The sequence below is a fragment of the Paracoccus fontiphilus genome, assembly GCF_017356265.1.
Lineage (GTDB): Bacteria > Pseudomonadota > Alphaproteobacteria > Rhodobacterales > Rhodobacteraceae > Paracoccus > Paracoccus fontiphilus.
Window position 1 is genome coordinate 1 of record NZ_JAFNAW010000031.1, and the last position, 23,313, is coordinate 23,313.

A 23,313-nucleotide genomic window follows, 5' to 3' on the forward strand; every position below is an offset into this window, starting at 1 on the left:
CCTCGGCCGGCACCACCGCAACCGACGCGCGCCCCGTGGCCGCCGAAAGCCGCCCGACCCAGGCGCCGGAAGCCCGCCCTGAAGCCGCGCCCGCCGCGTCGCAGGCAAGCGGCCCGCAGGTCCAGCTTGGCGCCTTTGACAGCAATGCCATCGCCGCCAGCGAATGGAACCGGCTGATGGGCAAGCATGTCGTCTTCGGCGGCAAGCAGCAGGTGATCCAGCAGCACCAGTCGAACGGCCGCACCTTCTGGCGGCTGCGCGTCGCGGGCTTCGATTCGCTGTCCGAGGCACGCCAGTTCTGCGCCGCGCTGAAATCGGCGGGCACGGACTGCCTTGCCCTGAACTGATGCCCGGCTGATGGCCTGCAACGCCACGATCCTCGGCGGTATCGCCGGGACGGAACTGTCCGCGGCCGAGCGGGACTTCTTCCGCGCGGCCGATCCCTGGGGCTTCATCCTGTTCGGCCGCAATGTCGAAAGCCCCGACCAGTTGCGCCGTCTGACGGGCGACCTGCGCGATGCCGTGGGCCGCGACGCGGTCATCACCGTGGACCAGGAAGGCGGCCGGGTGCAGCGCCTGCGCGGCCCCCACTGGACCGACTGGCCCGCGCCGCTGGATCAGGCGGGGGCGGGCCCGCGCGCCATGTGGCTGCGCTATCACCTGATCGGGCGCGAACTGCGCGCCGTCGGCATCGACAGCAACTGCGCGCCCACGCTGGACGTGGCGCAGGCCGACACCCACCCCTTCCTGCGCAACCGCTGCCTTGGCGCGGACCCTGACAGCGTGGCCACCCTCGGCCGCGCGGCCGCGGACGGGATGCTGGCGGCGGGCGTCCTGCCGGTGATGAAGCACATGCCCGGCCATGGCCGGGCCATCGCCGACAGCCATCACGACCTTCCCACGGTCACGGCGACGCCGGATGACCTGGATGCGATGGATTTCGCCCCTTTCCGCGCGCTGAACGACCTGGCGATGGGCATGACCGCGCATATCCGGTTCACCCTGCTGGACGACGCCCCCGCCACGGCCTCACGCCGGATGATCGGCCTGATCCGCGACCGCATCGGCTTCGACGGGCTTCTGATGACCGACGACATCACCATGAACGCCCTGTCGGGGACCGAGGCAGAACGCGCCGCCGCCTCGATCGCCGCCGGCTGCGACCTAGTGTTGCATTGCAACGGCACAATCGCCGGCATGGAGCCGGTGGTCGCCGCCGCGGGCCCTCTGACCCCCGATGCCCACCGCCGGGCCGAGGCGGCTTTGGCGCAGCGCCGCGCGCCGCAGGACGACGATCCCGCCGCGCTGCTGGCCGAATGGCGCAGCCTGACAACGGCCATCGCCTGAGCCGCTGCTTGACAGGGCCGCCGCCCCGGTAGAGCTTGCCGCCTTGCCCAAGGCGGACGATCCATGACCCGAACCCCATCCGACATCCCCTATCTGCGCGCCGTCCCCTCGGGCGACAGCGTCGCGCAGCGGCGTGCCGAGGAGGCGCTGATCGTGGATGTCGAGGGGTATGAGGGGCCGCTGGACCTGCTGCTGACGCTCGCCCGGACGCAGAAGGTGGACCTGATGCGGATCTCGGTCCTGCACCTGGCCGAGCAATACCTGGCCTTCGTGGAGCAGGCCCGCGCCTTGCGGATCGAACTGGCCGCCGACTATCTGGTCATGGCCGCCTGGCTGGCCTTCCTCAAGTCGCGCCTGCTGCTGCCCCCCGACCCCGAGGCCGAGGGACCATCCGCCGAGGACATGGCCGCGCACCTGGCCTTTCAGCTTGAACGCCTGGGGGCCATGCGGCAGGCGGCGGCGCAGTTGATGGGCCGCGACAGGCTGGGGATCAGCCGGTTCGGGCGCGGGATGCCGGAAACCGTGGCCAGGACGCGGCGCACCGAATGGCAGGCGGGGCTGATCGACCTGATGCGTGCCTATGCGCGGATGAAGACCCGCGATGAGTTTCGCCCTTATGCCTTCGACCGGAAGGACGTGTTCACGATGGAACAGGCGCTGGATCGGCTGCGCGGCATGATCGGCTATGTGGGCGACTGGATGGACCTGTCCGATTTCCTGCCCGACGGCTGGGAAGCCAAGGGGGCGCGGCGGCGGTCGGCCACGGCGGCGACCTTTGCCGCCTCGCTGGAGCTTGCGCGGCAGGGCCGGATCGAGATACGGCAGACAGGCTCGTTCGCCCCCATCAGCTTTCGCCGCAAGACCGATACCGACCCGTCGTGACCGATCCTGTCCCCCCTTCCGCCGATTTCCCGCCGCCGCCCATGGCGCAACAGGAACGCATGGTCGAGGCCATCCTGTTCGCCTCCGCGCGTCCGCTGACGGTGCGCGAGTTGGCGGAACGCCTGCCCCCCGGCTGCGACCCGGCCGAGGCGCTGGCCGGCCTGCGCCGGACCTATGCCGGTCGCGGCGTCGTTCTGGAACGGATCGGCGACGGCCATGCCTTCCGCACCGCGCCCGACCTGTCCTTCCTGATGCAGACCGAAACGGTGGAACAGCGCCGCCTGTCCCGCGCTGCCATCGAGACGCTGGCGATCATCGCCTATCACCAGCCCGTCACCCGCACCGAGATCGAGGAGATCCGGGGCGTGGCCGTGTCGCGCGGCACGCTGGACCAGTTGATCGAGATGGAATGGGTCCGCATCGGCCGCCGCCGGATGACCCCCGGCCGCCCCGCGACCTTTGTCGTGACCGAAGCGTTCCTGGACCACTTCGGCCTTGAATCCGCCCGCGACCTGCCGGGTCTTGCCGAACTTCGCGCGGCGGGTCTTCTGGAATCGCGCCCGCCCGCCCCCGGCCTGCACGTTCCCCTTGCCTTGGGGGACGAGGATGACGATATCCCCGCGACCGCACCCGCAGACGACCTGTTCGAGGACGATTGATCCCATGAGCCTGAATTCCATCATCAACATGCTGACCCGCATGGTCACCCGCCGCGCCGTGAACTGGGGCATCAACAAGGGCATCGACCGGGTCGCGAAATCCGGCGGCAAGCCCGCCAAGGTCTCGGCCAAGCAGGCGCGTGACATGTGCACGGCTGTCAAGCGCGCCCGCCAGGCGGCCCGGCTGACCCGCCGCATCGGGCGCTGACACTCGCCTTTCCGGCGCGGCCGGGCTAGGGCTGCGCGATGGATGACAGATTCGAGATTTTCCTGGTGGCGACGCCGGGCCTGGAAGCGCCCTTGGCCGCCGAGGCGGCGGCCCTGGGCTGGCAGCCGGTGGTGCAGCCGGGCGGCGTGACGATCACGGGCGGCTGGCCCGATGTCTGGCGAGCGAACCTGTGGCTGCGGGGCGCGACGCGCGTGCTGGCCCGCGTGGGCAGCTTCCGCGCGCTGCATCTGGCGCAACTGGACAAGCGGGCGCGCAAGTTCCCCTGGGCGTCGGTCCTGCGGGCCGACGTGCCGGTTCGCGTGGAAACCACCTGCAAGGCCAGCCGCATCTATCATGCGGGCGCCGCCACCCAGCGCATCGAGCGCGCCATCGCCGAGGAATTGGGGGCGCCCCTGGCCCCCGACGCCGCCCTGGTCGTCAAGGTGCGGATCGAGGACGACCTTGTCACCGTCAGCCTGGATACGACCGGCGAGTCGCTTCACAAGCGGGGCCACAAGGAAGCCGTCGCCAAGGCGCCCATGCGCGAAACCATGGCCGCGATGTTCCTGCGCGCCATGGGCTTTGACGGCAGCCAGCCGGTTCTGGACCCGATGTGCGGTTCCGGCACCTTTGTCATCGAGGCCGCCGAGATCGCGGCGGGCCTGGCGCCCGGCCGCAGCCGCCCGTTCGGATTCGAGCAACTGGCAAGCTTCGATCCCGCTGCCTGGCAGGCCATGCGCTCTGGCATCGCGACGCGCCCTGCGTCGGCGCAGTTCTTCGGAAGCGACCGCGATGCGGGCGCCATCCGCATGAGCGCGCAGAATGCGGAAAGGGCGGGGGTCGCGGGCCTGACCCGGTTCGAGTGCCGTGCCATCGGCGAGGTGCAGCGGCCTGACTGCCCGCCGGGGATCGTCATCGTGAACCCGCCCTATGGCGCGCGCATCGGCAACAAGGGACCGCTGTTCGGCCTGCACGCCGCGATGGGGCAGGTCTTCCGCGAGCGTTTCAGCGGCTGGCGGGTGGGGATCGTGACCAGCGAGGGCGCCTTGGCGAAGGCCACCGGGTTGCCGCTGGAGTCGGGGCCGGTCGTCGCCCATGGCGGGCTGAAGGTGCGGCTGTGGCAATCAGGGCCGCTGTAGCGCCCCAAGCCGGGGGTGCTTCGCCCCCCGCTCGGGCCTTCCGGCCCCTTCTTCGCTGAAAAAGGTCTACCGGACCTTTTTCCGGGCGCTTCGAAGCCCCGAGGATATTTGGACCAAGGCAAATAAGCCGGGGTTCAGCGGAACTGCTTGGCGAGCTTCAGGCCCTGGCCCTGGTAGTTCGACTTGATTCCCGCGCCGTAGAGCCGGTCGGGCCGCGCGGCCATGCGTTCGTAGACAAGGCGCCCGACGACCTGGCCGTGTTCCAGAACAAAGGGGGCCTCGTGGCAGCGGACCTCGAGGACGCCGCGCGCGCCTGCGCCAGCCTCGCCGATGCCGAAGCCGGGATCGAAGAAGCCTGCGTAATGGACGCGGAATTCGCCGACCATGGCCAGGTACGGCGCCATCTCGGCGGCGTAGTCGGCAGGGATCGCCACCGATTCGCGGCTGACAAGGATATAGAAGGCGCCGGGATCGAGGATCAGGCGGCCATCCGTCGTCCGCAACTCGTCCCAGAACTCGCGGGCGTCATAGGCGCCGATCCTGTCCAGGTCGATCACGCCGCTGTGCGGACGGGCGCGATAGCCGACCAGATCGCCCGCCGAGGGGCGCAGATCGACCGAGAAGCCCAGGCCCTGGTCGATCAATGCCTCGCCGCCTACCAGGGGTTCGCGGTCGTTCAGCGCGCGCAACTGGTCGTCCGACAGCACCGCCTGGCCCTGCCGCAGCCGCAACTGGTTCAGGCGCATGCCGGGGCGGACAAGGACCGAAAAGCTGCGGGGGCAGATTTCGGCATAAAGGGGGCCGCTGTAGCCTTCGGACAGCCGGTCGAATTCCGTGCCGCCGTCCGCCACCAGCCGGGTCAGCAGGTCCAGCCGGCCGGTGGAGGACTTGGCATTCGCCACCGCCGTCAGCCCGGCGGGCAATGACACGCGTTCCATCAGCGGGACCAGATACACGCAGCCGCGTTCGAGGACCGCACCGTTCGTCAGGTCCATCTGGTGCATCTGCACGTCTGCCAGCCGCTCCATCACCCGACGCCCGCGGCCGGCCAGGAAGCTGGCGCGCAGGCGATAGGCGACACGGCCCAGCCGCAGGTCGAGGCTGGCGGGCTGGATCTGTTCGGGAATGATGGCCGGATCGGCGGCAATCGCGCCGGACTGGATCAGGCTGCGGATGCCGCTGTCGGGAAGAACGCCGTTCATGCCGGTCCTTTCATGCGAAAACGCCCACCCCGGCAGGGATGGACGTTTTCGAATTGGTCGGGCCGGCGAGATTCGAACTCGCGGCCTTCCGCCCCCCAGACGGACGCGCTAACCAGACTGCGCCACGGCCCGACGCGCACCGTATAGAGCGATCCGGCGGCCATGCACAAGGGCCACAAGGCGGAAATCTGCGCTTGGGCAGCCTTGTCTGTCAGCAAATCCGCGCCAGGGCATCGCGCAGACGCGACAAGGCCGCCCGGCGACAGGGTGCGGCGGTATCCACGGGGCGCAGATCGCGCAGCCGGGCGTTCAGCGTGACCATGTCGGCCAGCCATCCGGCGGGCCGCCCTTCCTGAGGGGCACGGTCGGACAGCGGCTGGGACGCGGGGGCATGGCGCCTGCGCAGGCGGGATCGCGGCTCGTGCGCAGGCGCGAGGTCGAAATCGTCCTCCATGTCCTCGACCGCCAGATCGACGCCTTCATCCTCAAGGTCTGCGGCCTCGACCGGCGGTTCGACAAGCTCGCTCAGCCGGACCACGCCACGCTCGCGGACCGAGGCTCCGCGATCGCGGGCCAGAAGCTTCTTCGCGCCCCGGATCGTCAGCCCCTCGTCGCGCAGGACGGTGCACAGCCCCGCCGCCAGCCGCACGTCCTCGGGGCGGTAGTAGCGCCGCCCGTCGGGGCGCTTCATCGGCTTGAGCAGGGGAAACTGCGTTTCCCAATAGCGCAGGACATGCGGTGCCACGCCCAGAAGCCTTGCCACCTCGCCGATCGACCGGAATGCGTCTGCGCCCTTCGTCATTCAGTTCGCAGGCCCCTAGCCCTTGTTCCCCGCCGCCACGCGATCCTTCATCAGATGCGAGGGGCGGAAGGACAGCACGCGCCGGGGGGTGATCGGCACTTCCTCGCCCGTTTTCGGATTGCGGCCGATCCGCTCGTTCTTGTCGCGCAGGCTGAAGGTGCCGAAGGACGAGATCTTCACCTGCTCGCCCCGGACCAGCGCGTCCGAGATGTGTTCAAGCACCGATTCGACCAGTTGCGCGGACTCGTGACGTGACAGGCCGACGTCCCGAAACACGGCTTCAGCAAGATCCATCCGGGTCAGCGTCTTGTCACTCATGACTTTTCCCCTTTGATTTCACAAGGATGGTGCGGATTCTTCCGCCTGTCAACGAGAAGCGCCGTCTTTTCGTTCCGAGAATCGCGGACGCCATCCGATTGCGCGAGCGGATCGCTTTGCAAACAACCATGGCAATCCTATCTTTGTCCGACACCGAAGGAGGGCAGGATGGCCGGAGGATGGGCCCGCGACGAGGCCGTCAATGACCAGATCGACGTCAGCACGGCCGAGGCCATTGCCCGCGCGCGCCGTCGCGCAGGCGGCGCCGCTGCCGCCGAAAGCGCCACCGCCTGCGTCGACTGCGACGAGCCGATGCCGGAAGCCCGGCGCCGCGCCATTCCCGGCGTGCAGCTTTGTGTCGAATGTCAGTCGGGCCGCGACCGGGCCTGGCGTCCCGCAGCAGGCTTCAACCGGCGCGGCAGCAAGGATTCGCAGCTGAAATAGGCACCTACCAGCGCAGGACGACCGATCCCCAGCTGAGGCCGCCGCCAATCGCCTCGGTCACGATCACGTCACCTTCGCGGAAGCGGCCCTGGCCATCGGCCACCGACAACGCCAGCGGGATCGAGGCCGCCGAGGTGTTGCCGTGATCGGCGACGGTCAGGATGACCTTTTCGGCGGGAAGCCCCATCTTCTGGGCCGTCGCCGTGATGATGCGGGCATTGGCCTGGTGGGGGACCAGCCAGTCCACGTCCGCCGGCGTCAGCCCGGCCTTGTCCAGCGCGATCTTGGCGGTTTTGGCCAGCTTCTCGACCGCGTGGCGGAAGACGAGGTTGCCCTGCATCCGCAACTGGCCTGCCGTGCCGGTGGTGCCGACGCCGCCGTCGACATACAGAAGGTCCCGGTACTGGCCGTCGCTGTTCAGGTCGCTGGCCAGGATGCCGCGGTCCTTGCTGCTGCCATCGCCTTGCTGCGCTTCAAGCACGACGGCGCCCGCGCCGTCGCCGAACAGGACGCAGGTGCTGCGATCCGTCCAGTCCATGATGCGCGAGAACGTCTCGGCGCCGATGACCAGGACACGCTTGGCCATGCCGCCGCGAATCAGCGCATCGGCATTGGCAAGCGCGAAGACAAAGCCCGCGCAGACCGCCTGGACGTCATAGGCAAAGCCATGGGTCATGCCCAGGCCGTGCTGGATCATCGTGGCCGAGGCCGGAAAGGTGTAGTCGGGGGTCGAGGTCGCCAGCACGATCCCGTCGATGTCGTCGGGGCGCAGCCCGGCCTTGTCCAGCGCAGCGCGGGCGGCGCGCAGGCCCATGTCGCTGGTGGCCTGGCCTTCGGCTGCGAAATGACGCCGCTCGATCCCGGTGCGGGTGCGAATCCATTCGTCGGTGGTGTCCAGCCGTTCCTCGAACCAGCTGTTCGGGACGACACGCTCGGGCAGGTAATGTCCGGTGCCGCGGATGACGGAACGCAGCGTCACGATGCGGCCTCGGCGCCCGGGGCGGCGGCGGCGGCTTGCGCCACGCGGGCGGCCAGCCGGTCCTGGAAGCCCGACTTCGCCAGGGTGAAGGCCAGCTTGATCGCCGCCGACACGCCGGTCGCGTCGGCCGAGCCGTGGGATTTGACCACGGTGCCGTTCAGGCCCAGGAAGATTCCGCCATTCACACGGCGCGGGTCGATCCGCTTCTGCAGGCGCTTGAGAGAGGTCATCGCCAGAACGGCGGCAAACTTGGACATGATCGAATTCGCAAAGGCGTCCTTGAGAAGGGTGCCGACCAGCTTGGCCGTGCCTTCCCCGGTCTTCAAGGCGATGTTGCCTGTGAATCCGTCGGTGACGATCACATCCACGCGCGCCGAGGGCAGGTCGCCGCCTTCCACGAAACCGACATAGTCGAACTGCCCCGCGTCCGCGGCGGCAAGGATCATGTCCTGCGCCTGCTTCAGTTCGGCGCGGCCCTTGTGTTCCTCGGTCCCCACGTTCAGCAGGCCGACGCGTGGCCGGCTCAGGCCAAGGCCGTTGCGGGCATAGGACGCGCCCATCAGGGCATATTGCAGAAGATCATGCGCGTCGGCGCGGATGTCGGCGCCCACGTCCAGCATGATGTTGAAGCCCTGCGGATTGGTCGAAGGCCACAGGCAGGCGATGGCAGGGCGGTTCACGCCCGGCAGCTTGCGCAGGCGCAGCATCGACAGCGCCATCAAGGCACCGGTGTTGCCGCAGCTGACGGCGGCGCCTGCCTCTCCGGTCTTGACCGATTCGAGGGCCGACCACATCGAGGTGCCGTCGCCCTTGCGCACGATCTGGCTGGGCTTGTCGTCCATCGTGACGACGCCCCCAGCGTGGCGGATGTCGCACCGCCCGGCAAGGGCCTTTTTACGGCCGACAAGGCGGCGAAGCTCTGCTTCGTCGCCATGCACGATGAACCGGATTTCCGGGTTTACGGCCGCGCTTTCGGCCATGCCCGCGACAACCGCCGCAGGGCCGCGATCACCGCCCATGGCATCGACCGATATCACCACGCTGCCCCCGTGGCCGGAGGCGTGCAGTCCAGGCTTGGTCACGTCACGGTCGGTCATCTCGCGCGGATGCCAAGCCCGATCAGGCCGCGTCGTCGTCCAGGTCGATCTCGTTCGCCTGGGCCACGACCTCGCGGTCGGCGTAGTGACCGCAGGACGGGCAGACGTGATGCGGGCGCTTCAGTTCGCCGCAGTTCGAGCATTCGTTGGGGTTGCCAGCGACCAGGGCATCGTGGGCGCGGCGCATGTTCCGGCGGGACCGGGTAACGCGATTCTGAGGGACAGCCATGTCACAACCTCGGGTTTGTATGGGGTGCAACGCGCAGGCGTTCTTGCGCACCCGGGGGGATGGAATTCGTAAATGAACCGCGCAGATACGCCATGACGGCCCTGCCCGCAACCCCTTTGCGGCGGGGCAGGCCCGGCTAATTGCACCCGCGCCGGCGGTTTTCGCCAGCGTCAAGCGCATGGCAGTGCGGAAAACCCCTGCGGATGTGGCACCGGGGCAACGGTCGGCGCAAGGGATTCGGCCCTAGTCCGCGTCGCGGCCGCGCAGCAGCTTGTCCAACCCCTCGAACGGGCGGCGGGTGTCCGGCGCGGCTTCCTCGGGGGCGGCCTCGAAGGCGACCCCTTCGGCGCGGGGGTATTCCGGCAGGGCCAGGGCCAGTTCCTCGATCATCACGGCGGCCAGGTCGATGAACTGGCCCAAGGGCTCCAGCGTGTCGTCCGGCATCTCGATCTCGTCGCCCTCGGGCGTCGAGACATGGGGCGAGTAGTGACGTTCCACCTCCTCGTCCAGCATGGTCCTGACCGGCTTCAGGGTCACGACGCAGGGCTGGGTCACGCGGGCGCGCAGCCTGCCGGTCAGGGCCCAGGCATCGCCCCCCTCGGCGCGGATGTCGCCCTCGAAGGTCAGCTTCGACAGGGCGCTGATCCCCAGTTCCGCCGCGATGGCCGCGCAGCGTTCGTCGTCGGGCGTCAGGGCAAAGGGCGTCGGCGCGCGCGGGTTCAGATGGGCCGTGCGCAGGCGTTCGGGCTGGGCTTGGGGGCTGGACATGGGGGCCTCGGGGCGGTGTCGGCGGGGCATTGCCGCCGGTGTGATCGGCGCCAAACCCGCGACGGGATTGTCATTCTTGAGCGCGGTGCCCGAGTTTGCTAAGCCGGGCGGGCCGCGTCAACAGCCCGATCAAAGGAAAGACGGAATGAAAGCCATCAGGACTGCATTGATTCTGGCTTTCGTGGCCGTTCTTGGCCTTGCCGCCTGCGCGCCTGTCTATCGCAACCACGGATTTATCCCCGCGCCCGAGGATCTGTCGCAGGTCGTGGTCGGCCAGGCCACCGTGGACGAGCTGCAGGGCCTGATCGGCCGCCCCTCGGCCCAGGGGCTGCTGACCGGGTCGGGCTGGTATTACGTCGGCTCGCGCTGGCGCCATTACGGCGCGCTGGAGCCGCGCGAGATCAACCGCGAGGTCGTGGCCGTGTCCTTCGCCCCCGGCGGCGTGGTGACCAATGTCGAGCGCTTCGGGCTGGAGCGTGGCCGCGTCGTCACCTTGTCGCGCCGCGTGACCGAGGGCAGCGTGACCGAGATCTCGCTGATCGGGCAATTGCTGGGCAATCTGGGCAACTTCCAGGCGGCGGACATCATCGACTGATCCCCGACAGGCGGTTCAGGCCGCCTGCACGATCCGGTCCGCCAGCATGTGCAGGTCGTTCCTGTATCCCGTCCGCGCCGACGGCTGGTCGGGGTCCGAGGTCATGGCGATGGCCATCGCGGGCTGCCGCTCGGTCGCCGGGAAGACATAGATCATCTGTCCGCCATAGCCCCAGCCATAGCGGACCGGGCGGCCGCTGGCCTCGCCCAAGAACCAGCCATAGCCATAGCCCTGGCCGCTGAAGATCGACGCGGTGCGCGGCTGCCAGCTTTCGGCGATCCAGCTCTCGGGCACGACCTGCTGCCCGCCCGCGCGGCCGCCGTCCGCATAAAGCGCGCCGAAGGCCAGCAGGGACCGCGTGCTCATCGCCATCTGGTTGCCGCCCAGGTAGATGCCCTGGGGATCGCGTTCCCAGCCGGCGATGGCGAAGCCGGGCACGTCGCCCAGCCAGTCGCGGGCCAGATCCAGCGTGGACCGGCCCGTCACCCGCGTCAGGATCGCCGACACAAGGTGCGTCGAGGCGGTGGAATACTGCATCCGTCCGCCCGGGTCCTGCGTGAAGGGCGCCGCCAGCGCGGCGCGCACCCAGTTGCGGCTGCTGACCCAGGCGCCGTAGTTCGCGCCCGACTGCCGCTCCAGTCCCGCCTGCATGGACAACAGGTTGCCCAGCGTCACGGCGGCCAGCCGGGGGTCGGGGTCGGCGGGCAGGTCGCCCTGCAGGATCGGCGCGATCGGCTGGTCCGGGCCTTGCAGTTCGCCCCGGTCGATGGCGATCCCGGCAAGGGCCGAAACGATCGACTTCGAGGCCGACTTGATGTTGGTCGGCCGGTCGGGGGTGAAGCCGCCATAGCCGCGGGCGGCGATCTCCTCTCCGCCGCGCCACACGGCGACGGCGCGCAGGTTTTCCAGCCGCGCGGCATCGTCGAGGATCGGGACAAGGCCCGCCTGCGCCAGGGCGGGCGCGGCAAGCAGCGGTGACAGGCTGGCGGTCAGCAGAAGGGTGCGGCGGTTCATGGCGGATATATGTGGCGCCATCCCCGCCGCAGGGAATCACGGTTGCGTCAGCTTGGGCTTGCCGGGGGGGCGTGGCGCAATTAGGGCAGGGCGGTGCCCGCTTTCGTTGCAAAAGGCCTTGCCATGACCGCGCTTGACGATCTTGCCACGACTCCCTTCCACGATGCCGACGCGCCCCAGCGCGCGCGGATGCTGTCGCGGCTGGCCGATACCGAACTGGCCGTGGCCCTGGTGGCCGAGTCGGCGGGCGACCAGGTGGAACTGCGCATCTTCCCGCTGGAAGGCGGCCCCGTGGCCTTGGCCTGCGACACCGAGGACCGGCTGGCCGGGTTCTTCGGCGGCCCCGTGGCCTATGCCGCGATGCCTGGGCGGGTGCTGGCAGGCCTGCTGAAGGCCGAAGGGGCGGGGCTGCTGGTCAATCCGGGCCAGCCGTCCGAGATGCTGCTGGACGCCGCGATGCTGGACTGGCTGACCGGCGCGCTTGCCGCCGCCCCCCAGGCGGCCGAGGCCCGGCTGCGCCTCGGTTCGCCCGCGGCCGAGGTCGTCGAAGCCCTGGCGCAGCCCCTGGCCGAACGCCTGGGCGACATGCGCGGCCTGATCGCGGGCGCGGCCCTTGCCGGCGCCGGGGACGGCCATGTCGTCCTGATCGCAGGCGCCGATCCCGCCCATCATCCCGCCATCGCCAAGGCCCTGGCCGAGGCGCTGGCCTTTCTGCCGGAACAGCCCGGCGGCGTCGATGTCAGCTTCACCGACGCGACCCTGCCCCCCGGCATCCTCCGCTTCGACCTGACGGTCGAGGCGCCCGAGCCGCCGAAGCGCCCGAAAGGCCCGCCGATCCTGCGCTGAGGGGCAAGCACGGTTGCGTGAGCGCCGCCAAGCTGCCAGAACCGGGCCATGAAGACGCAACACAAAGCCCTGTCCGTCCACCTGCTGACCGCCACCGGCGCGGTGCTGTCGATGCTGTCCATGCTTGCCGCGGTCGAGGGCAAGTGGTCGCTGATGTTCCTGTGGCTGGTCGTGGCCCTGGTCGTCGATGGCGTCGATGGCCCGCTGGCGCGGCGCTATGACGTCAAGATCCATTCGCCGAACTATGACGGCGTCTTGATGGATCTCATCATCGACTATCTGACCTATGTGTTCATCCCGGCCTATGCGCTGTTCAAGTCGGGGCTTCTCTCTGGCTGGACCGGCTGGTTCGCGATCATCGTGATCGTCTATGGCAGCGTGATCTATTTCGCGGATACGCGGATGAAGACCAAGGACAATTCCTTCTCGGGCTTTCCGGGCTGCTGGAACATGGTGGTGCTGGTGCTGTTCGCGACCGACCCGCACTGGATGGTGATCCTGACGATCATCGTGGCGCTGACGGTGGCGATGTTCCTGCCCATCAAGTTCATCCACCCGGTGCGGACGGAACGCTGGCGGGCGGTCTCATTGCCGATGACGGTGCTGTGGTGCGTCTTTGCCGCCCGCGCGGCCTGGGTCGATTTCCATCCCGACAGCTGGGCCAACTGGGGCCTTGTCGTGACCTCGCTGTGGCTGCTGGGGGCCGGGGCCGCGCAGCAGTTGATGCCGAAACGCGGAAGGGGACGTCCGTGATCCAAGCCTTGAAACCCCTGGCCGCGCTGGTCCTGCTGGCGCTGCCCGCGGCCGCCCAGGACGCCATCACCCTTGGCATGGTGCTGGAGCCGCCGAACCTCGACCCTACCGGCGGGGCGGCGGCGGCCACCGACGAGGTCGTCTATGCCAATGTCTTCGAGGGGCTGACCCGCTTTGGCCCCAACGGCACCATCGAGCCTGCCCTGGCCGAACGCTGGGATGTCGAGGACGAGGGCCGTGCCTACGTCTTCCACCTTCATGACAACGTGACCTTCCACGACGGCGCGGCGTTCGACGCCAGCGACGTGGTCTTCACGCTGGAACGCGCCCGGGCGCCCGATTCGACCAACGCGCAGAAGGTGCTGTTCCAGGGCATCCAGTCGGTCGAGGCCGTGGACCCTCGCACCGTCCGCGTGACGCTGGCCGCGCCCGATGGCAACTTTCCCTTCAAGATGGCCTGGGGCGATGCGGTGATGGTTGACCCCGCCAGCGCTGGCAGCCTTGCCACGAAGCCCGTCGGCACCGGCCCGTTCCGGCTGGAGCAGTGGGTGCAGGGCGACCGGATCGTGCTGTCCGCCTTTGACGGCTACTGGGGCGAGAAGCCCGCCTTGAATACGGCGATCTTCCGCTTCATCCCCGACCCCTCGGCGGCCTTTGCCGCGATGATGGCAGGCGATGTGGACGCCTTTCCGAACTTCCCCGCCCCCGAGACGCTGCCGCAATTGCAGGCCGATCCCCGCTTCAAGGTCATGGTCGGCACGACCGAGGGCGAGACGATCCTGGCCATGAACAACGCCCGCGCGCCCTTGAACGACATCAGGGTGCGCCAGGCCATCGCCCATGCGATCAACCGTCAGGACATCATCGACGGGGCGATGTTCGGATACGGCACCCCCATCGGCAGCCATTTCGCGCCCCATCATCCCGATTACGTCGATCTGACGGAAAGCTCTGCCTACGACCCCGAAAAGTCCAAGGCCCTGCTGGCCGAGGCGGGCACCGGCCCCGTCACCCTGCGCCTTGCCCTGCCGCCCACGCCCTATGCCCGCCGGGGCGGAGAGATCGTGCAGGCCCAGCTTGCTGCAGTCGGCATCCAGACGCAGATCGCCAACATGGAATGGGCGCAGTGGCTTGAATCGGTCTTCAAGGGCGGCGATTTCGACCTGACGGTCATCAGCCACACGGAACCCCTGGACATCGACATCTACGCCCGGCCCGACTACTACTTCCACTATGCCCGGCCCGAGTTCGTCGCGCTGATGGACCAATTGCAGGCGGCGGTCACGCCCGATCAGCGAAGCGACCTGCTGAAGCAGGCGCAAGAGATGATCGCGGGCGATCATGTCAATGCCTTCCTGTTCCAGCTTGCCAAGACCGGGGTGGCCGATGCGCGGATCGAGGGCCTGTGGGAAAACGCGCCCACCCAGGCCAACGACCTGACCAGGGTGCGGTGGGGCCCCTGAGCCATGTCCCGGCTGCGCTGGATCTTGTCGCGGCTGCGCCGGACATTGTGGGTCCGCGTGTCGTTCTATGCGGTGCTGGGGGTGTTCGCGGCCATCGCCGCCACGCTGGCCTCGCTGCTGCCCTGGCCGCTGCCCATCGACATCAGCGCCGAGGCGATCGACAGCCTGCTGAACGTCATCGCCTCGTCCATGCTGGCGGTCACGACATTCTCGGTCACGGCGCTGACCTCGGCCTACGGGTCTGCCACGTCGAACGCGACGCCGCGCGCCACCCGCCTGCTGACCGAGGACGACTTCATCCAGTCGGTGCTGGCGACCTTCATCGGGTCGTTCCTGTTCAGCATCGTCGGCCTCGTGGCGCTGCGGGTCAGCGTCTATGGCCCGCAGGGGCGGGCGCTGCTGTTCGTGACCACCGTTCTGGTGATCGTCCTGATCGTGCTGGCGCTGCTGCGCTGGATTCACCAGCTGACCAAGCTGGGCCGCGTGGGCGACACCATCGACCGGCTGGAAAACGCCACCCGCCGGTCCATGGAGGCGCGGCTGGACCTGCCCTTCCTGGGCGGGCGCCCGCTGCCCCCCGACGCGCCGGCCGCACCCGCCGTCCTGTCGGATCAGGTGGGCTATGTCGAATTCATCGACACCGCCGCGCTGTCGGACCTGTGCGATAAGCAGGACCTTCACCTGGACATCCGCGTCCTGCCCGGCGCGTTCCTCTATCACGGCACCCCGCTGGCCGTGATCCAGGGGCAGCCCCTCACCGAGGATCTGGCCGCCGCGATCCGCCGGGCCTTCACCATCGCCAGGGCCCGGTCCTTCGACCAGGACCCGCGCTTTGGCATCATTGCCCTGGCCGAGGTCGCCCTGCGCGCCCTGTCCCCCGCCGTGAACGACCCCGGCACCGCCATCGACGTGATCGGCCGTCAGGCGCGGCTGCTGACCCTGTGGTCCGAAGGCTGGCACAAGGCCGAACTGCATCGGGCCAGATACCCCCGCCTGCGCGTGCCGCCGCTGCGCTACGACGACATCCATGACGACGCCTTCCGCCTGATCGGCCGCGACGCGGCGGGGCAGATCGACGTGCTGACCCGTCTGCTGAAGGCCCTGGACGCGCTGACCCGCATCGGACCGGACGCCGCGCGCCAGGCAGCCGAGGCGCAATTGCGCCTTGCCTGCGCAAGGGGGCTGGAAGGCCTGCCCGCGCCGGACAAGGACCGGCTGCGGCGGCTGATGGAGGATCTGGGCCGCGTAGCGGGCCGGGCGTGATTTCCGCTTTTCATTTGCCATGGCACGCGGCATAGTCCCGGCCATGACCCGGATGCTGGACATTCCCACCGCCCCGACCGCGCCCTTCGGCGCGCGCGTGGCCGTGAACCTCCGCGGTCTGCTGCTTCTTACGCTGCGCTGAGCGGGTCTTCCGGGCCGCCGCTCAGCCAGGAAGTGCCCGGGTTTCCCGCAGACAGACCCCGTAAGAAAGCACCAGTCATGACCGACAAGAACCGCGTCCTCATTTTCGACACCACCCTTCGCGACGGCGAACAGTCGCCCGGCGCCACCATGTCCCACGAGGAAAAGCTGGAAATCGCGTCCATGCTGGACGAGATGGGCGTGGACATCATCGAGGCGGGCTTTCCCATCGCCTCGGAAGGCGACTTCGCCGCCGTCAGCGACATCGCGAAACAGGCGAAGAACAGCGTGATCTGCGGCCTCGCCCGCGCGCAACTGCCCGACATCGACCGCTGCTGGGAGGCCGTGCGTCACGCCCGCCGCCCCCGCATCCATACCTTCATCGGCACCTCGCCCCTGCACCGGGCCATTCCGAACCTGGACATGGACCAGATGGCCGAGCGGATCGAGCAGACCGTGACCCATGCCCGCAACCTCTGCGACAACGTGCAATGGTCGCCCATGGACGCGACGCGGACCGAACACGACTACCTGTGCCGCGTGGTGGAAATCGCCATCAAGGCGGGCGCCACCACGATCAACATCCCCGACACCGTGGGCTATACCGCGCCCCGCGAATCGGCCGACCTGATCCGGATGCTGCTGGAGCGCGTGCCGGGGGCGGAAAACGTGGTCTTTGCCACCCATTGCCATAACGACCTGGGCATGGCGACCGCCAACGCCCTGGCCGCCGTGGAAGCCGGCGCGCGCCAGATCGAATGCACCATCAACGGCTTGGGCGAACGCGCCGGCAACACCGCGCTGGAGGAGGTGGTGATGGCGCTGAAGGTGCGCCACGACATCATGCCCTACGACACCGGCATCGACACGACCAAGATCATCGGCATCTCGCGCCGGGTGGCGCAGGTCTCGGGCTTCCCGGTCCAGTTCAACAAGGCCATCGTCGGCAAGAACGCCTTCCTGCACGAATCCGGCATCCACCAGGACGGCGTGCTGAAGAACGTCGAGACCTTCGAGATCATGCGCCCCGCCGACATCGGCCTCAATGAAACCAACATCGCCATGGGCAAGCATTCGGGCCGCGCCGCCCTGCGCGCCAAGCTGGCCGATCTGGGATACGAGGTCGGCGACAACCAGTTGAAGGACATCTTCGTCCGCTTCAAGGCCTTGGCCGACCGCAAGAAAGAGGTATACGACGATGACATCGTGGCGCTGGTCCAGGATGCCTCGGCCAATACCGGCGACGACCACCTGCAGGTCAAGCACCTGCGCGTGGTCTGCGGCAGCGACGGGCAGTCGGCGGACCTGACCATGATCGTCGACGGACAGGAACAGACGGTCCATGCCACCGGCGACGGCCCGGTCGATGCCTGCTTCAACGCGGTCAAGCAGATCTTCCCGCACAACGCCACGTTGAAGCTGTACCAAGTCCATGCCGTTACTGAAGGCACCGACGCGCAGGCGACCGTCAGTGTTCGGATGGAGGAGGACGGCCGCATCGTGAACGGTCAGGCCGCCGACACCGACACGATCCTGGCCAGCGTGAAAGCCTATGTGGGCGCGCTGAACCACCTGATCGTCCGCCGCACGCGTGCGGGCAAGGACGGCAAGGAAATCAGCATGTATTCGCACTGACGACGCATGCTGCGGGGCGCGCCTGCCTGCGCCCCGCACCTGCCGGATTAACCCTGTACAAAAAGACACCCGCATCGCGTGTGGTGCCACGTTGACCGGCACGTCAGTCGATGCGAAAAACGTGTCACTTCGATCATCAGGAAAACTGACGGCGAATGTGTCGATGTGGCAGGCATGAGGCTGCCGCATCTTCGGTTATGGTTTGCGCCGGTTGTGGCGCGTGTTCACGAGGATGAAGATGCGGGTTATCTGTCTCGCCATGGCGGCTGCCATGCTGTCGGCAGGCGCGGTCGGCGCCGCCACGCTGAAGGAAGGCTTCGGGGCCGACGAGTTTTCGGGCGACTGGAAAAAGCCCACGATGATCGCCGCCGGGGTCGACGGTATCTCGGGCAGCTGGGGCAGCCACAACGACTACGACATCCTAGGCTTCAGACTGAAGGGCGGGGCGCAGACCGTCACGCTCACGTTTTCGCCCAAGGCGCCGATCGGCGACAGGGACTGGTCGTTCTCGGCCGGCGGTGAGATCCATTACCAGACCTTCGCCCCCCGCTACGGCATCTGGGAGGGCATGAAGATCGGCAAAGTCGACATGACCCATGCGACCCGCGGGAACGACTTTACCTACACGCTGAGCCTGGACGAGAAGTTCGACGGGCTGCTGTATCTGTCGCTTTACGGCACCCATGGCAGCCTGAACTACAACATCAGCGTGCCGGGCAATGCCTTGTCCGAAGCGCAGCCCGCGCCCGTGCCGCTGCCTGCGGGCGCGGCGCTGCTGCCGGCGGGCCTTGCCGCAATGGCACTGCTGCGCCGCCGCAGGAAACGCTGAGGCGCGTGCGGCGATGGCAAGGGCGCTCGTGCGGGTCACGGGCGCCTTTTCTGCTGTCGGACCTCGGCTGAATCGTGATGATGCCCGGTTTCGCCGATGCGGGGAACAGGGCTTCCCCGCCGCCGCCGAGGCTTTTATATGGGGGCACTGCCGCGCCTGTCGATTCAGCGTCGTGGCAGCGCTGTCAGCGCACAAAAACGGGCACAGCCGGTGAAACCGGCGCGAAAAGGATACGGGCATGGCATTCGGCGGTTTGTTTTCGACCGACATCGCAATCGACCTCGGGACGGCGAACACGCTGATCTATGTCAAGGGCAAGGGCATCATCCTGAACGAGCCCTCGGTCGTGGCCTATCACGTCAAGGACGGCAAGCGGCAGGTCCTGGCCGTGGGCGAGGACGCCAAGCTGATGCTGGGCCGCACCCCCGGTTCCATCGAGGCGATCCGGCCCATGCGCGAAGGCGTCATCGCCGATTTCGACAGCGCCGAGCAGATGATCAAGCACTTCATCAAGAAGGTGTTCAAGCGCAGCGGCTTTTCCAAGCCCAAGGTCATCGTCTGCGTGCCCCATGGCGCGACCCCCGTGGAAAAGCGCGCCATCCGCCAGTCGGTCCTGTCGGCGGGCGCCCGCAAGGCCGGGCTGATCGCGGAACCCATCGCGGCGGCCATCGGCGCGGGGATGCCCATCACCGAGCCGACCGGGTCGATGGTCGTGGACATCGGCGGCGGCACGACCGAGGTGGCGGTGCTGTCGCTGGGCGACGTGGTCTACGCCCGGTCCGTCCGCATCGGCGGCGACCGCATGGATGAGGCCATCATCAACTATCTGCGCCGCAACCAGAACATGCTGATCGGCGAGTCCACTGCCGAACGCGTCAAGACCGCCATCGGCACCGCCCGCATGCCCGACGACGGGCGCGGCGCCACGATCATGGTGCGCGGCCGCGACCTGCTGAACGGCATCCCCAAGGAAATCGAGATCAGCCAGGCCATGGTGGCCGAGGCGCTGGCCGAACCCATGCAGGCCATCTGCGAGGCCGTGATGGTCGCGCTGGAGGCCACGCCCCCGGATCTGGCCGCCGACATCGTGGACCGGGGCGTGATCCTGACCGGCGGCGGCGCGATGCTGGGCGACCTGGACCTGGCGCTGCGCGAGCAGACCGGCCTGTCCATCACCCTGGCCGACCAGCCGATGAACTGCGTGGCGCTTGGCACCGGCAAGGCGCTTGAATACGAAAAGCAGCTGCGCCACGTCATCGACTACGACAGCTGAGAGGCGGCCCGGAAAGGGGCTGCGTGAATGGCACGCAAGGGACCAGATTTCGCCACACCCGTCCGGCGCGTGCTGATCGCGCTGATGGCGCTTGTCCTGATCGCGCTGTTCCTGTTCTGGCGGATCGACAGCCCGCGCGCCGAACGGATGCGAATCGCCATCATCGACCGGGTGGTGCCGTCCTTCGAATGGGCGCTGGCCCCGGTCACGCAGGCCGGCCAGATGATCGGCGGGTTCCAGTCCTATGCCCGCATCTACCAGCAGAACCAGGAACTGCGGCGCGAGCTGCAGAAGATGCAGGCCTGGAAGGAAGCCGCCGTCCAGCTTGAACAGGAAAACTCCAAGCTGATGGCACTGAACAAGGTCCGCATCGACCCGGCGCTGACCAGCGTCACCGGCATGGTGATGGTGGACAGCGGCTCGGCCTTCCGGCAGTCGGTGCTGCTGAACGTGGGCACCGACGACGGCATCGTCGAGGGCTGGGCCACCATGGACGGGCTTGGCCTTGTCGGCCGCATCTCGGGCGTGGGCAAGCGGACCAGCCGCGTGGTGCTGCTGACCGACCCGTCCTCGCGCATCCCGGTGTCCGTCCAGCCTTCGGGCGAACGGGCGCTGCTGACGGGTGACAACACGCCGCAGCCCTTCCTGGACTTCATCGAGACGCCGGACAACGTGCGTCCCGGCGACCGGGTCGTCACCTCGGGCGACGGGGGGGTGTTCCCGCCGGGGCTTCTGGCGGGGCAGGTGGTGCAGGGCAGCGACGGGCGGATGCGGCTGCGCATGGCCGCCGACTACGGCCGGCTGGAATTCCTGCGCGTGCTGCGGTCCCATCCGGCGGAAACCGTGGTGGACAGCGGCGCCGTCATCACGCCGGGCGACCAGGGGTTCATCGGCCCGCAGATGCCGACCTCGCCCGTCGAGGCGGCGGCGACATCGGACCCGCTGGCCACGGGGACCGAGTGATGAGCCGGCAGGGGCTGATCGGCACGCTGCTGTTCTGCGCGACCATGGCGGCGCTGCTGTTCCTGCGCCTTCTGCCCTTGTCGGCGGGGGACGTGCGGCTGCCCGGCCCGGACCTGGGCCTGTGCCTGACGCTGGCCTGGGTGCTGCGCCGCCCCGACCAGCTGGCCGCGCCGGTGATCGCGCTGGTCTTCGTGGTCCAGGACATCGTGCTGTTCCATCCCTTGGGCCTATGGCCCGCCATCGTCCTGCTGGGGTCCGAGGCCGCACGCTTGCGTGAGGCCCGTTGGCGGGATGGGCCGTTCATGGTTGAATGGCTGCGCGTCACGATCCTGATCGGCGTGATGATGCTGTCCTATCGTATCGTGCAGGTGCTGTTCATGATGCCGGTTCCGGCCCTGGGTCAGGTGATCCTGCAATTCATCGCCACCGTCGCCGCCTATCCGCTGGTGGTCCTGGCCGCGCGGGCGCTGATCGGCCTGCGCCGCGTCACCTTTACCGAGGCCGAGCAGATGGGGGCCGCGCGATGACCGACACGCCCCGGCAGAACGACGGGAACGGCCGCCGGATCGGCCGCCGCGGGCTGATGCTGGCGGGCATCCAGCTGGGCGTGGTCACGACCCTGGCCCTGAAGCTGCGGTCGATGCAGGTCGAACACGCCGAGCAGTACCGGATGCTGGCCGACGGCAACTCCATCAAGATCCGCCTGCTGGTGCCCGCGCGCGGTCTGATCCACGACCGCAACGGCATCGTGATCGCCGGGAACGAGCAGAACTACCGCGTCACCCTGACCCGCGAGGAGGCGGGCGGCGAGGTCGAACCCGTGCTGCGCCGCCTGGCCCGGTTGATCCCCATCAGCGACGCCCGCATGGCCGAGCTGCTGGACGAATTCGCCAGGCGCAGCGCGATCACCCCCATCGTCCTGGCCGACCGCCTGAGCTGGGAACAGTTCAGCTCCATCGCGGTCAATGCGCCCGCGCTGGCGGGCGTCACGCCGGAATCGGGGCTGTCGCGTGTCTATCCCCGCGCGGGCGATCTGGCGCATGTGCTGGGCTATGTCGGCCCCGTCAGCGATTACGACCTGTCCAAGATCGAGGACCCCGATCCCGTCCTGATGCTGCCCGAGTTCCAGCTGGGCAAGGTCGGCTTCGAGGCGCGGATGGAGGATCACCTGCGCGGCAAGGCGGGCCAGCGCCGGGTCGAGGTGAACAGCGCAGGCCGCGAGATGCGGCAGTTGTCGCGCCAGGAAGGCGAGCAGGGCGCGACCGTGCAGATGACCATCGACGCGCGGCTGCAGAACTATGCCGCGCAGCGCATGGGCGAGGAAAGCGCGGCCGCCGTCGTCATGGACGTGCAGACGGGCGACATCCTGACGATCTGTTCCTCGCCTTCCTTCGATCCGAACAAGTTCGTGCGCGGCATTTCATCGCCCGACTACAAGGCGCTGATGAACCACGACCACCGCCCGCTGGCCGACAAGACGGTGCAGGGCGTCTATCCGCCGGGTTCGACCTTCAAGATGGTCACGCTGCTGGCGGGTCTGGAAGCGGGGGTCATCAATGCCGGGTCGCGCTTCTATTGCCCCGGCTACACCACCGCGGGCGGGCGCCGCTTCCATTGCTGGCGCAAGGGCGGCCATGGCACCGTCGACGCCGTGACCAGCCTGTCGCACAGTTGCGACGTGTATTACTACGAACTGGCGCAGAAGGTCGGCATCGACCGCATCGCCGCCATGGCCCGCAAGCTGGGGCTGGGCCAGCGCCACGACCTGCCCATGTCCGCCGTGGCCGAGGGGATCGCGCCCGACCGGGCCTGGAAGCAGGCGCGGCACGGGCAGGCCTGGCAGGTGGGCGACAGCCTGAACGCCTCGATCGGGCAGGGCTATGTGCTGGCCTCACCGCTGCAACTGGCGGTGATGACCGCGCGCATCGCCTCGGGGCGCGAGATCAGGCCCCGGCTGGTCCGGGCCATCGACGGCGTGCAGCAGCCGGTCCCGGACTTCCCCGTTCTGGACGTGAACCCCGCCTTTCTGCGCGTGGCGCGCCTGGGCATGGACGAGGTGATGAATTCCGCGACCGGCACCGCCCGGCGGTCGCGCATCGTCCGCGAGGACTGGCGCATGGCGGGCAAGACCGGCACAAGCCAGGTCCGCAACATCACCGCCGCCGAACGCGCGCGGGGCGTGGTGTCGAACGACCAGTTGCCCTGGGAACGCCGCGACCATGCGCTGTTCGTCTGCTATGCCCCCTATGACGCGCCGCGCTATGCAGTGTCGGTGGTGGTGGAACATGGCGGCGGCGGCTCCGCCGTCGCGGCGCCGGTGGCCCGCGACATCCTGCTGTTCGCCCTTGCGGGGGGGCTGCCGCCGCTGGACGCCGTGCCGGGGGACCAGCGCGACGCGATGGAGGAACGCCACAACGCCATGCACCTGTTCACGCCGGAAGCGCCGCGCCTGACGCGGGCCTGA

Annotated in this window: 27 protein-coding genes and 1 tRNA gene; 19 read left to right on the forward strand and 9 right to left on the reverse strand. The window is 68.5% G+C overall.

The features are described 5' to 3' along the window. From J0F76_RS11825 to J0F76_RS11850, 6 genes are all read left to right on the forward strand, one after another. A partial coding sequence (locus J0F76_RS11825; protein WP_207469678.1) for an SPOR domain-containing protein occupies positions 1-347 on the forward strand: 347 nt, incomplete at its 5' end. Between the two features lie 10 nt (positions 348-357). After that, positions 358-1,347 (forward strand): beta-N-acetylhexosaminidase, encoded by a 990-nt coding sequence (gene nagZ / locus J0F76_RS11830; protein WP_207469680.1) that lies wholly within the window; start codon positions 358-360, stop codon positions 1,345-1,347. Positions 1,348-1,410: 63 nt separating this feature from the next. Beyond that, a complete protein-coding gene (locus J0F76_RS11835; protein ID WP_207469682.1) occupies positions 1,411-2,229 on the forward strand; it encodes a segregation and condensation protein A in 819 nt (272 codons plus the stop codon). Positions 2,230-2,270: 41 nt separating this feature from the next. After that, complete coding sequence (scpB, locus tag J0F76_RS11840) at positions 2,271-2,888, forward strand: SMC-Scp complex subunit ScpB (protein WP_207469724.1); 618 nt, start codon at positions 2,271-2,273, stop codon at positions 2,886-2,888. 4 nt (positions 2,889-2,892) lie between these two features. After that, entirely contained in the window at positions 2,893-3,096 is a 204-nt protein-coding gene (locus J0F76_RS11845; protein WP_207469684.1) for a hypothetical protein, read from the forward strand. Between the two features lie 38 nt (positions 3,097-3,134). Further along, the gene (locus tag J0F76_RS11850) at positions 3,135-4,235 is read left to right on the forward strand and encodes a THUMP domain-containing class I SAM-dependent RNA methyltransferase (protein WP_207469686.1); all 1,101 of its coding nucleotides are present in this window, start codon (positions 3,135-3,137) and stop codon (positions 4,233-4,235) included. A 134-nt stretch (positions 4,236-4,369) separates the two neighbouring features. On the opposite strand, the gene J0F76_RS11855 is transcribed toward J0F76_RS11850, so the two are convergent. The 4 genes from J0F76_RS11855 to ihfA form a co-directional block, all read right to left on the reverse strand. After that, complete coding sequence (locus tag J0F76_RS11855) at positions 4,370-5,437, reverse strand: 2'-deoxycytidine 5'-triphosphate deaminase (protein ID WP_207469687.1); 1,068 nt, start codon at positions 5,435-5,437, stop codon at positions 4,370-4,372. 54 nt (positions 5,438-5,491) lie between these two features. Further along, positions 5,492-5,569: transfer RNA gene (locus tag J0F76_RS11860), tRNA-Pro, on the reverse strand. Between the two features lie 79 nt (positions 5,570-5,648). Beyond that, positions 5,649-6,239 (reverse strand): MerR family transcriptional regulator, encoded by a 591-nt coding sequence (locus J0F76_RS11865; protein ID WP_207469688.1) that lies wholly within the window; start codon positions 6,237-6,239, stop codon positions 5,649-5,651. Between the two features lie 15 nt (positions 6,240-6,254). Further along, positions 6,255-6,557, reverse strand: a complete 303-nt coding sequence (ihfA, locus tag J0F76_RS11870; protein ID WP_207469689.1) for an integration host factor subunit alpha — start codon at positions 6,555-6,557, stop codon at positions 6,255-6,257. 168 nt (positions 6,558-6,725) lie between these two features. Between ihfA and J0F76_RS11875 the strand changes: the two genes are divergently transcribed. Beyond that, complete coding sequence (locus J0F76_RS11875) at positions 6,726-7,001, forward strand: DksA/TraR family C4-type zinc finger protein (protein WP_207469690.1); 276 nt, start codon at positions 6,726-6,728, stop codon at positions 6,999-7,001. A 4-nt stretch (positions 7,002-7,005) separates the two neighbouring features. Here the strand turns inward: J0F76_RS11875 and J0F76_RS11880 are convergent, their stop codons facing one another. The 4 genes from J0F76_RS11880 to J0F76_RS11895 all read right to left on the reverse strand — a co-directional run bounded on the left by J0F76_RS11880 (position 7,006) and on the right by J0F76_RS11895 (position 10,074). Beyond that, entirely contained in the window at positions 7,006-7,980 is a 975-nt protein-coding gene (locus tag J0F76_RS11880; RefSeq protein ID WP_207469691.1) for a beta-ketoacyl-ACP synthase 3, read from the reverse strand. Beyond that, the gene (gene plsX, locus J0F76_RS11885; protein ID WP_207469692.1) at positions 7,977-9,077 is read right to left on the reverse strand and encodes a phosphate acyltransferase PlsX; all 1,101 of its coding nucleotides are present in this window, start codon (positions 9,075-9,077) and stop codon (positions 7,977-7,979) included. The genes J0F76_RS11880 and plsX overlap by 4 nt, the downstream gene beginning before the upstream one ends. Before the next feature lie 22 nt (positions 9,078-9,099). Then, on the reverse strand, positions 9,100-9,306 hold the full coding sequence (gene rpmF, locus J0F76_RS11890) for a 50S ribosomal protein L32 (protein WP_167623051.1): 207 nt from the start codon (positions 9,304-9,306) through the stop codon (positions 9,100-9,102). A 243-nt stretch (positions 9,307-9,549) separates the two neighbouring features. Next, positions 9,550-10,074 (reverse strand): YceD family protein, encoded by a 525-nt coding sequence (locus J0F76_RS11895; protein WP_207469693.1) that lies wholly within the window; start codon positions 10,072-10,074, stop codon positions 9,550-9,552. A gap of 145 nt (positions 10,075-10,219) precedes the next feature. Between J0F76_RS11895 and J0F76_RS11900 the strand changes: the two genes are divergently transcribed. Beyond that, positions 10,220-10,669, forward strand: coding sequence for an outer membrane protein assembly factor BamE (locus J0F76_RS11900; RefSeq protein WP_207469695.1), 450 nt, complete (start codon positions 10,220-10,222; stop codon positions 10,667-10,669). Between the two features lie 15 nt (positions 10,670-10,684). On the opposite strand, the gene J0F76_RS11905 is transcribed toward J0F76_RS11900, so the two are convergent. Continuing rightward, positions 10,685-11,683, reverse strand: coding sequence for a serine hydrolase domain-containing protein (locus tag J0F76_RS11905; RefSeq protein WP_207469696.1), 999 nt, complete (start codon positions 11,681-11,683; stop codon positions 10,685-10,687). A gap of 123 nt (positions 11,684-11,806) precedes the next feature. On the opposite strand from J0F76_RS11905, the gene J0F76_RS11910 reads away from it, so the two are divergent. The 11 genes from J0F76_RS11910 to mrdA all read left to right on the forward strand — a co-directional run bounded on the left by J0F76_RS11910 (position 11,807) and on the right by mrdA (position 23,313). Beyond that, on the forward strand, positions 11,807-12,529 hold the full coding sequence (locus tag J0F76_RS11910) for an SseB family protein (RefSeq protein WP_207469698.1): 723 nt from the start codon (positions 11,807-11,809) through the stop codon (positions 12,527-12,529). Positions 12,530-12,577: 48 nt separating this feature from the next. Continuing rightward, the gene (locus J0F76_RS11915; protein ID WP_207469699.1) at positions 12,578-13,282 is read left to right on the forward strand and encodes a CDP-alcohol phosphatidyltransferase family protein; all 705 of its coding nucleotides are present in this window, start codon (positions 12,578-12,580) and stop codon (positions 13,280-13,282) included. Continuing rightward, entirely contained in the window at positions 13,279-14,745 is a 1,467-nt protein-coding gene (locus tag J0F76_RS11920) for an ABC transporter substrate-binding protein (protein WP_341351590.1), read from the forward strand. Before J0F76_RS11915 ends, J0F76_RS11920 begins: the two co-directional genes overlap by 4 nt. Before the next feature lie 3 nt (positions 14,746-14,748). Next, the gene (locus J0F76_RS11925) at positions 14,749-16,008 is read left to right on the forward strand and encodes a DUF2254 domain-containing protein (protein WP_207469700.1); all 1,260 of its coding nucleotides are present in this window, start codon (positions 14,749-14,751) and stop codon (positions 16,006-16,008) included. A 19-nt stretch (positions 16,009-16,027) separates the two neighbouring features. Beyond that, the gene (locus J0F76_RS21170) at positions 16,028-16,150 is read left to right on the forward strand and encodes a hypothetical protein (protein ID WP_278250423.1); all 123 of its coding nucleotides are present in this window, start codon (positions 16,028-16,030) and stop codon (positions 16,148-16,150) included. 77 nt (positions 16,151-16,227) lie between these two features. After that, positions 16,228-17,784: a 2-isopropylmalate synthase gene (locus tag J0F76_RS11930; protein ID WP_207469701.1), complete on the forward strand. Its 1,557-nt coding sequence runs from the start codon at positions 16,228-16,230 to the stop codon at positions 17,782-17,784. A 238-nt stretch (positions 17,785-18,022) separates the two neighbouring features. Next, on the forward strand, positions 18,023-18,613 hold the full coding sequence (locus tag J0F76_RS11935) for a VPLPA-CTERM sorting domain-containing protein (protein WP_207469702.1): 591 nt from the start codon (positions 18,023-18,025) through the stop codon (positions 18,611-18,613). Between the two features lie 238 nt (positions 18,614-18,851). After that, the gene (locus J0F76_RS11940; RefSeq protein WP_207469703.1) at positions 18,852-19,886 is read left to right on the forward strand and encodes a rod shape-determining protein; all 1,035 of its coding nucleotides are present in this window, start codon (positions 18,852-18,854) and stop codon (positions 19,884-19,886) included. 27 nt (positions 19,887-19,913) lie between these two features. Continuing rightward, a complete protein-coding gene (gene mreC / locus J0F76_RS11945) occupies positions 19,914-20,849 on the forward strand; it encodes a rod shape-determining protein MreC (protein ID WP_207469705.1) in 936 nt (311 codons plus the stop codon). Beyond that, a complete protein-coding gene (locus J0F76_RS11950; protein WP_207469707.1) occupies positions 20,849-21,376 on the forward strand; it encodes a rod shape-determining protein MreD in 528 nt (175 codons plus the stop codon). Before mreC ends, J0F76_RS11950 begins: the two co-directional genes overlap by 1 nt. Next, positions 21,373-23,313, forward strand: coding sequence for a penicillin-binding protein 2 (gene mrdA / locus J0F76_RS11955; protein WP_207469708.1), 1,941 nt, complete (start codon positions 21,373-21,375; stop codon positions 23,311-23,313). Before J0F76_RS11950 ends, mrdA begins: the two co-directional genes overlap by 4 nt.

Excerpts from the sequence above, each read along its gene's own strand:
- nagZ (WP_207469680.1), top strand. The coding sequence starts at position 358 with ATGGCCTGCAACGCCACGATCCTCGGCGGTATCGCCGGGACGGAACTG.
- J0F76_RS11835 (WP_207469682.1), top strand. The coding sequence starts at position 1,411 with ATGACCCGAACCCCATCCGACATCCCCTATCTGCGCGCCGTCCCCTCG.
- scpB (WP_207469724.1), top strand. The coding sequence starts at position 2,271 with ATGGCGCAACAGGAACGCATGGTCGAGGCCATCCTGTTCGCCTCCGCG.
- J0F76_RS11845 (WP_207469684.1), top strand. The coding sequence starts at position 2,893 with ATGAGCCTGAATTCCATCATCAACATGCTGACCCGCATGGTCACCCGC.
- J0F76_RS11850 (WP_207469686.1), top strand. The coding sequence starts at position 3,135 with ATGGATGACAGATTCGAGATTTTCCTGGTGGCGACGCCGGGCCTGGAA.
- J0F76_RS11855 (WP_207469687.1), bottom strand. The coding sequence starts at position 5,437 with ATGAACGGCGTTCTTCCCGACAGCGGCATCCGCAGCCTGATCCAGTCC.
- J0F76_RS11865 (WP_207469688.1), bottom strand. The coding sequence starts at position 6,239 with ATGACGAAGGGCGCAGACGCATTCCGGTCGATCGGCGAGGTGGCAAGG.
- ihfA (WP_207469689.1), bottom strand. The coding sequence starts at position 6,557 with ATGAGTGACAAGACGCTGACCCGGATGGATCTTGCTGAAGCCGTGTTT.
- J0F76_RS11875 (WP_207469690.1), top strand. The coding sequence starts at position 6,726 with ATGGCCGGAGGATGGGCCCGCGACGAGGCCGTCAATGACCAGATCGAC.
- plsX (WP_207469692.1), bottom strand. The coding sequence starts at position 9,077 with ATGACCGACCGTGACGTGACCAAGCCTGGACTGCACGCCTCCGGCCAC.
- rpmF (WP_167623051.1), bottom strand. The coding sequence starts at position 9,306 with ATGGCTGTCCCTCAGAATCGCGTTACCCGGTCCCGCCGGAACATGCGC.
- J0F76_RS11895 (WP_207469693.1), bottom strand. The coding sequence starts at position 10,074 with ATGTCCAGCCCCCAAGCCCAGCCCGAACGCCTGCGCACGGCCCATCTG.
- J0F76_RS11900 (WP_207469695.1), top strand. The coding sequence starts at position 10,220 with ATGAAAGCCATCAGGACTGCATTGATTCTGGCTTTCGTGGCCGTTCTT.
- J0F76_RS11905 (WP_207469696.1), bottom strand. The coding sequence starts at position 11,683 with ATGAACCGCCGCACCCTTCTGCTGACCGCCAGCCTGTCACCGCTGCTT.
- J0F76_RS11910 (WP_207469698.1), top strand. The coding sequence starts at position 11,807 with ATGACCGCGCTTGACGATCTTGCCACGACTCCCTTCCACGATGCCGAC.
- J0F76_RS11915 (WP_207469699.1), top strand. The coding sequence starts at position 12,578 with ATGAAGACGCAACACAAAGCCCTGTCCGTCCACCTGCTGACCGCCACC.
- J0F76_RS11925 (WP_207469700.1), top strand. The coding sequence starts at position 14,749 with ATGTCCCGGCTGCGCTGGATCTTGTCGCGGCTGCGCCGGACATTGTGG.
- J0F76_RS21170 (WP_278250423.1), top strand. The coding sequence starts at position 16,028 with ATGGCACGCGGCATAGTCCCGGCCATGACCCGGATGCTGGACATTCCC.
- J0F76_RS11930 (WP_207469701.1), top strand. The coding sequence starts at position 16,228 with ATGACCGACAAGAACCGCGTCCTCATTTTCGACACCACCCTTCGCGAC.
- J0F76_RS11935 (WP_207469702.1), top strand. The coding sequence starts at position 18,023 with ATGCGGGTTATCTGTCTCGCCATGGCGGCTGCCATGCTGTCGGCAGGC.
- J0F76_RS11940 (WP_207469703.1), top strand. The coding sequence starts at position 18,852 with ATGGCATTCGGCGGTTTGTTTTCGACCGACATCGCAATCGACCTCGGG.
- mreC (WP_207469705.1), top strand. The coding sequence starts at position 19,914 with ATGGCACGCAAGGGACCAGATTTCGCCACACCCGTCCGGCGCGTGCTG.
- J0F76_RS11950 (WP_207469707.1), top strand. The coding sequence starts at position 20,849 with ATGAGCCGGCAGGGGCTGATCGGCACGCTGCTGTTCTGCGCGACCATG.
- mrdA (WP_207469708.1), top strand. The coding sequence starts at position 21,373 with ATGACCGACACGCCCCGGCAGAACGACGGGAACGGCCGCCGGATCGGC.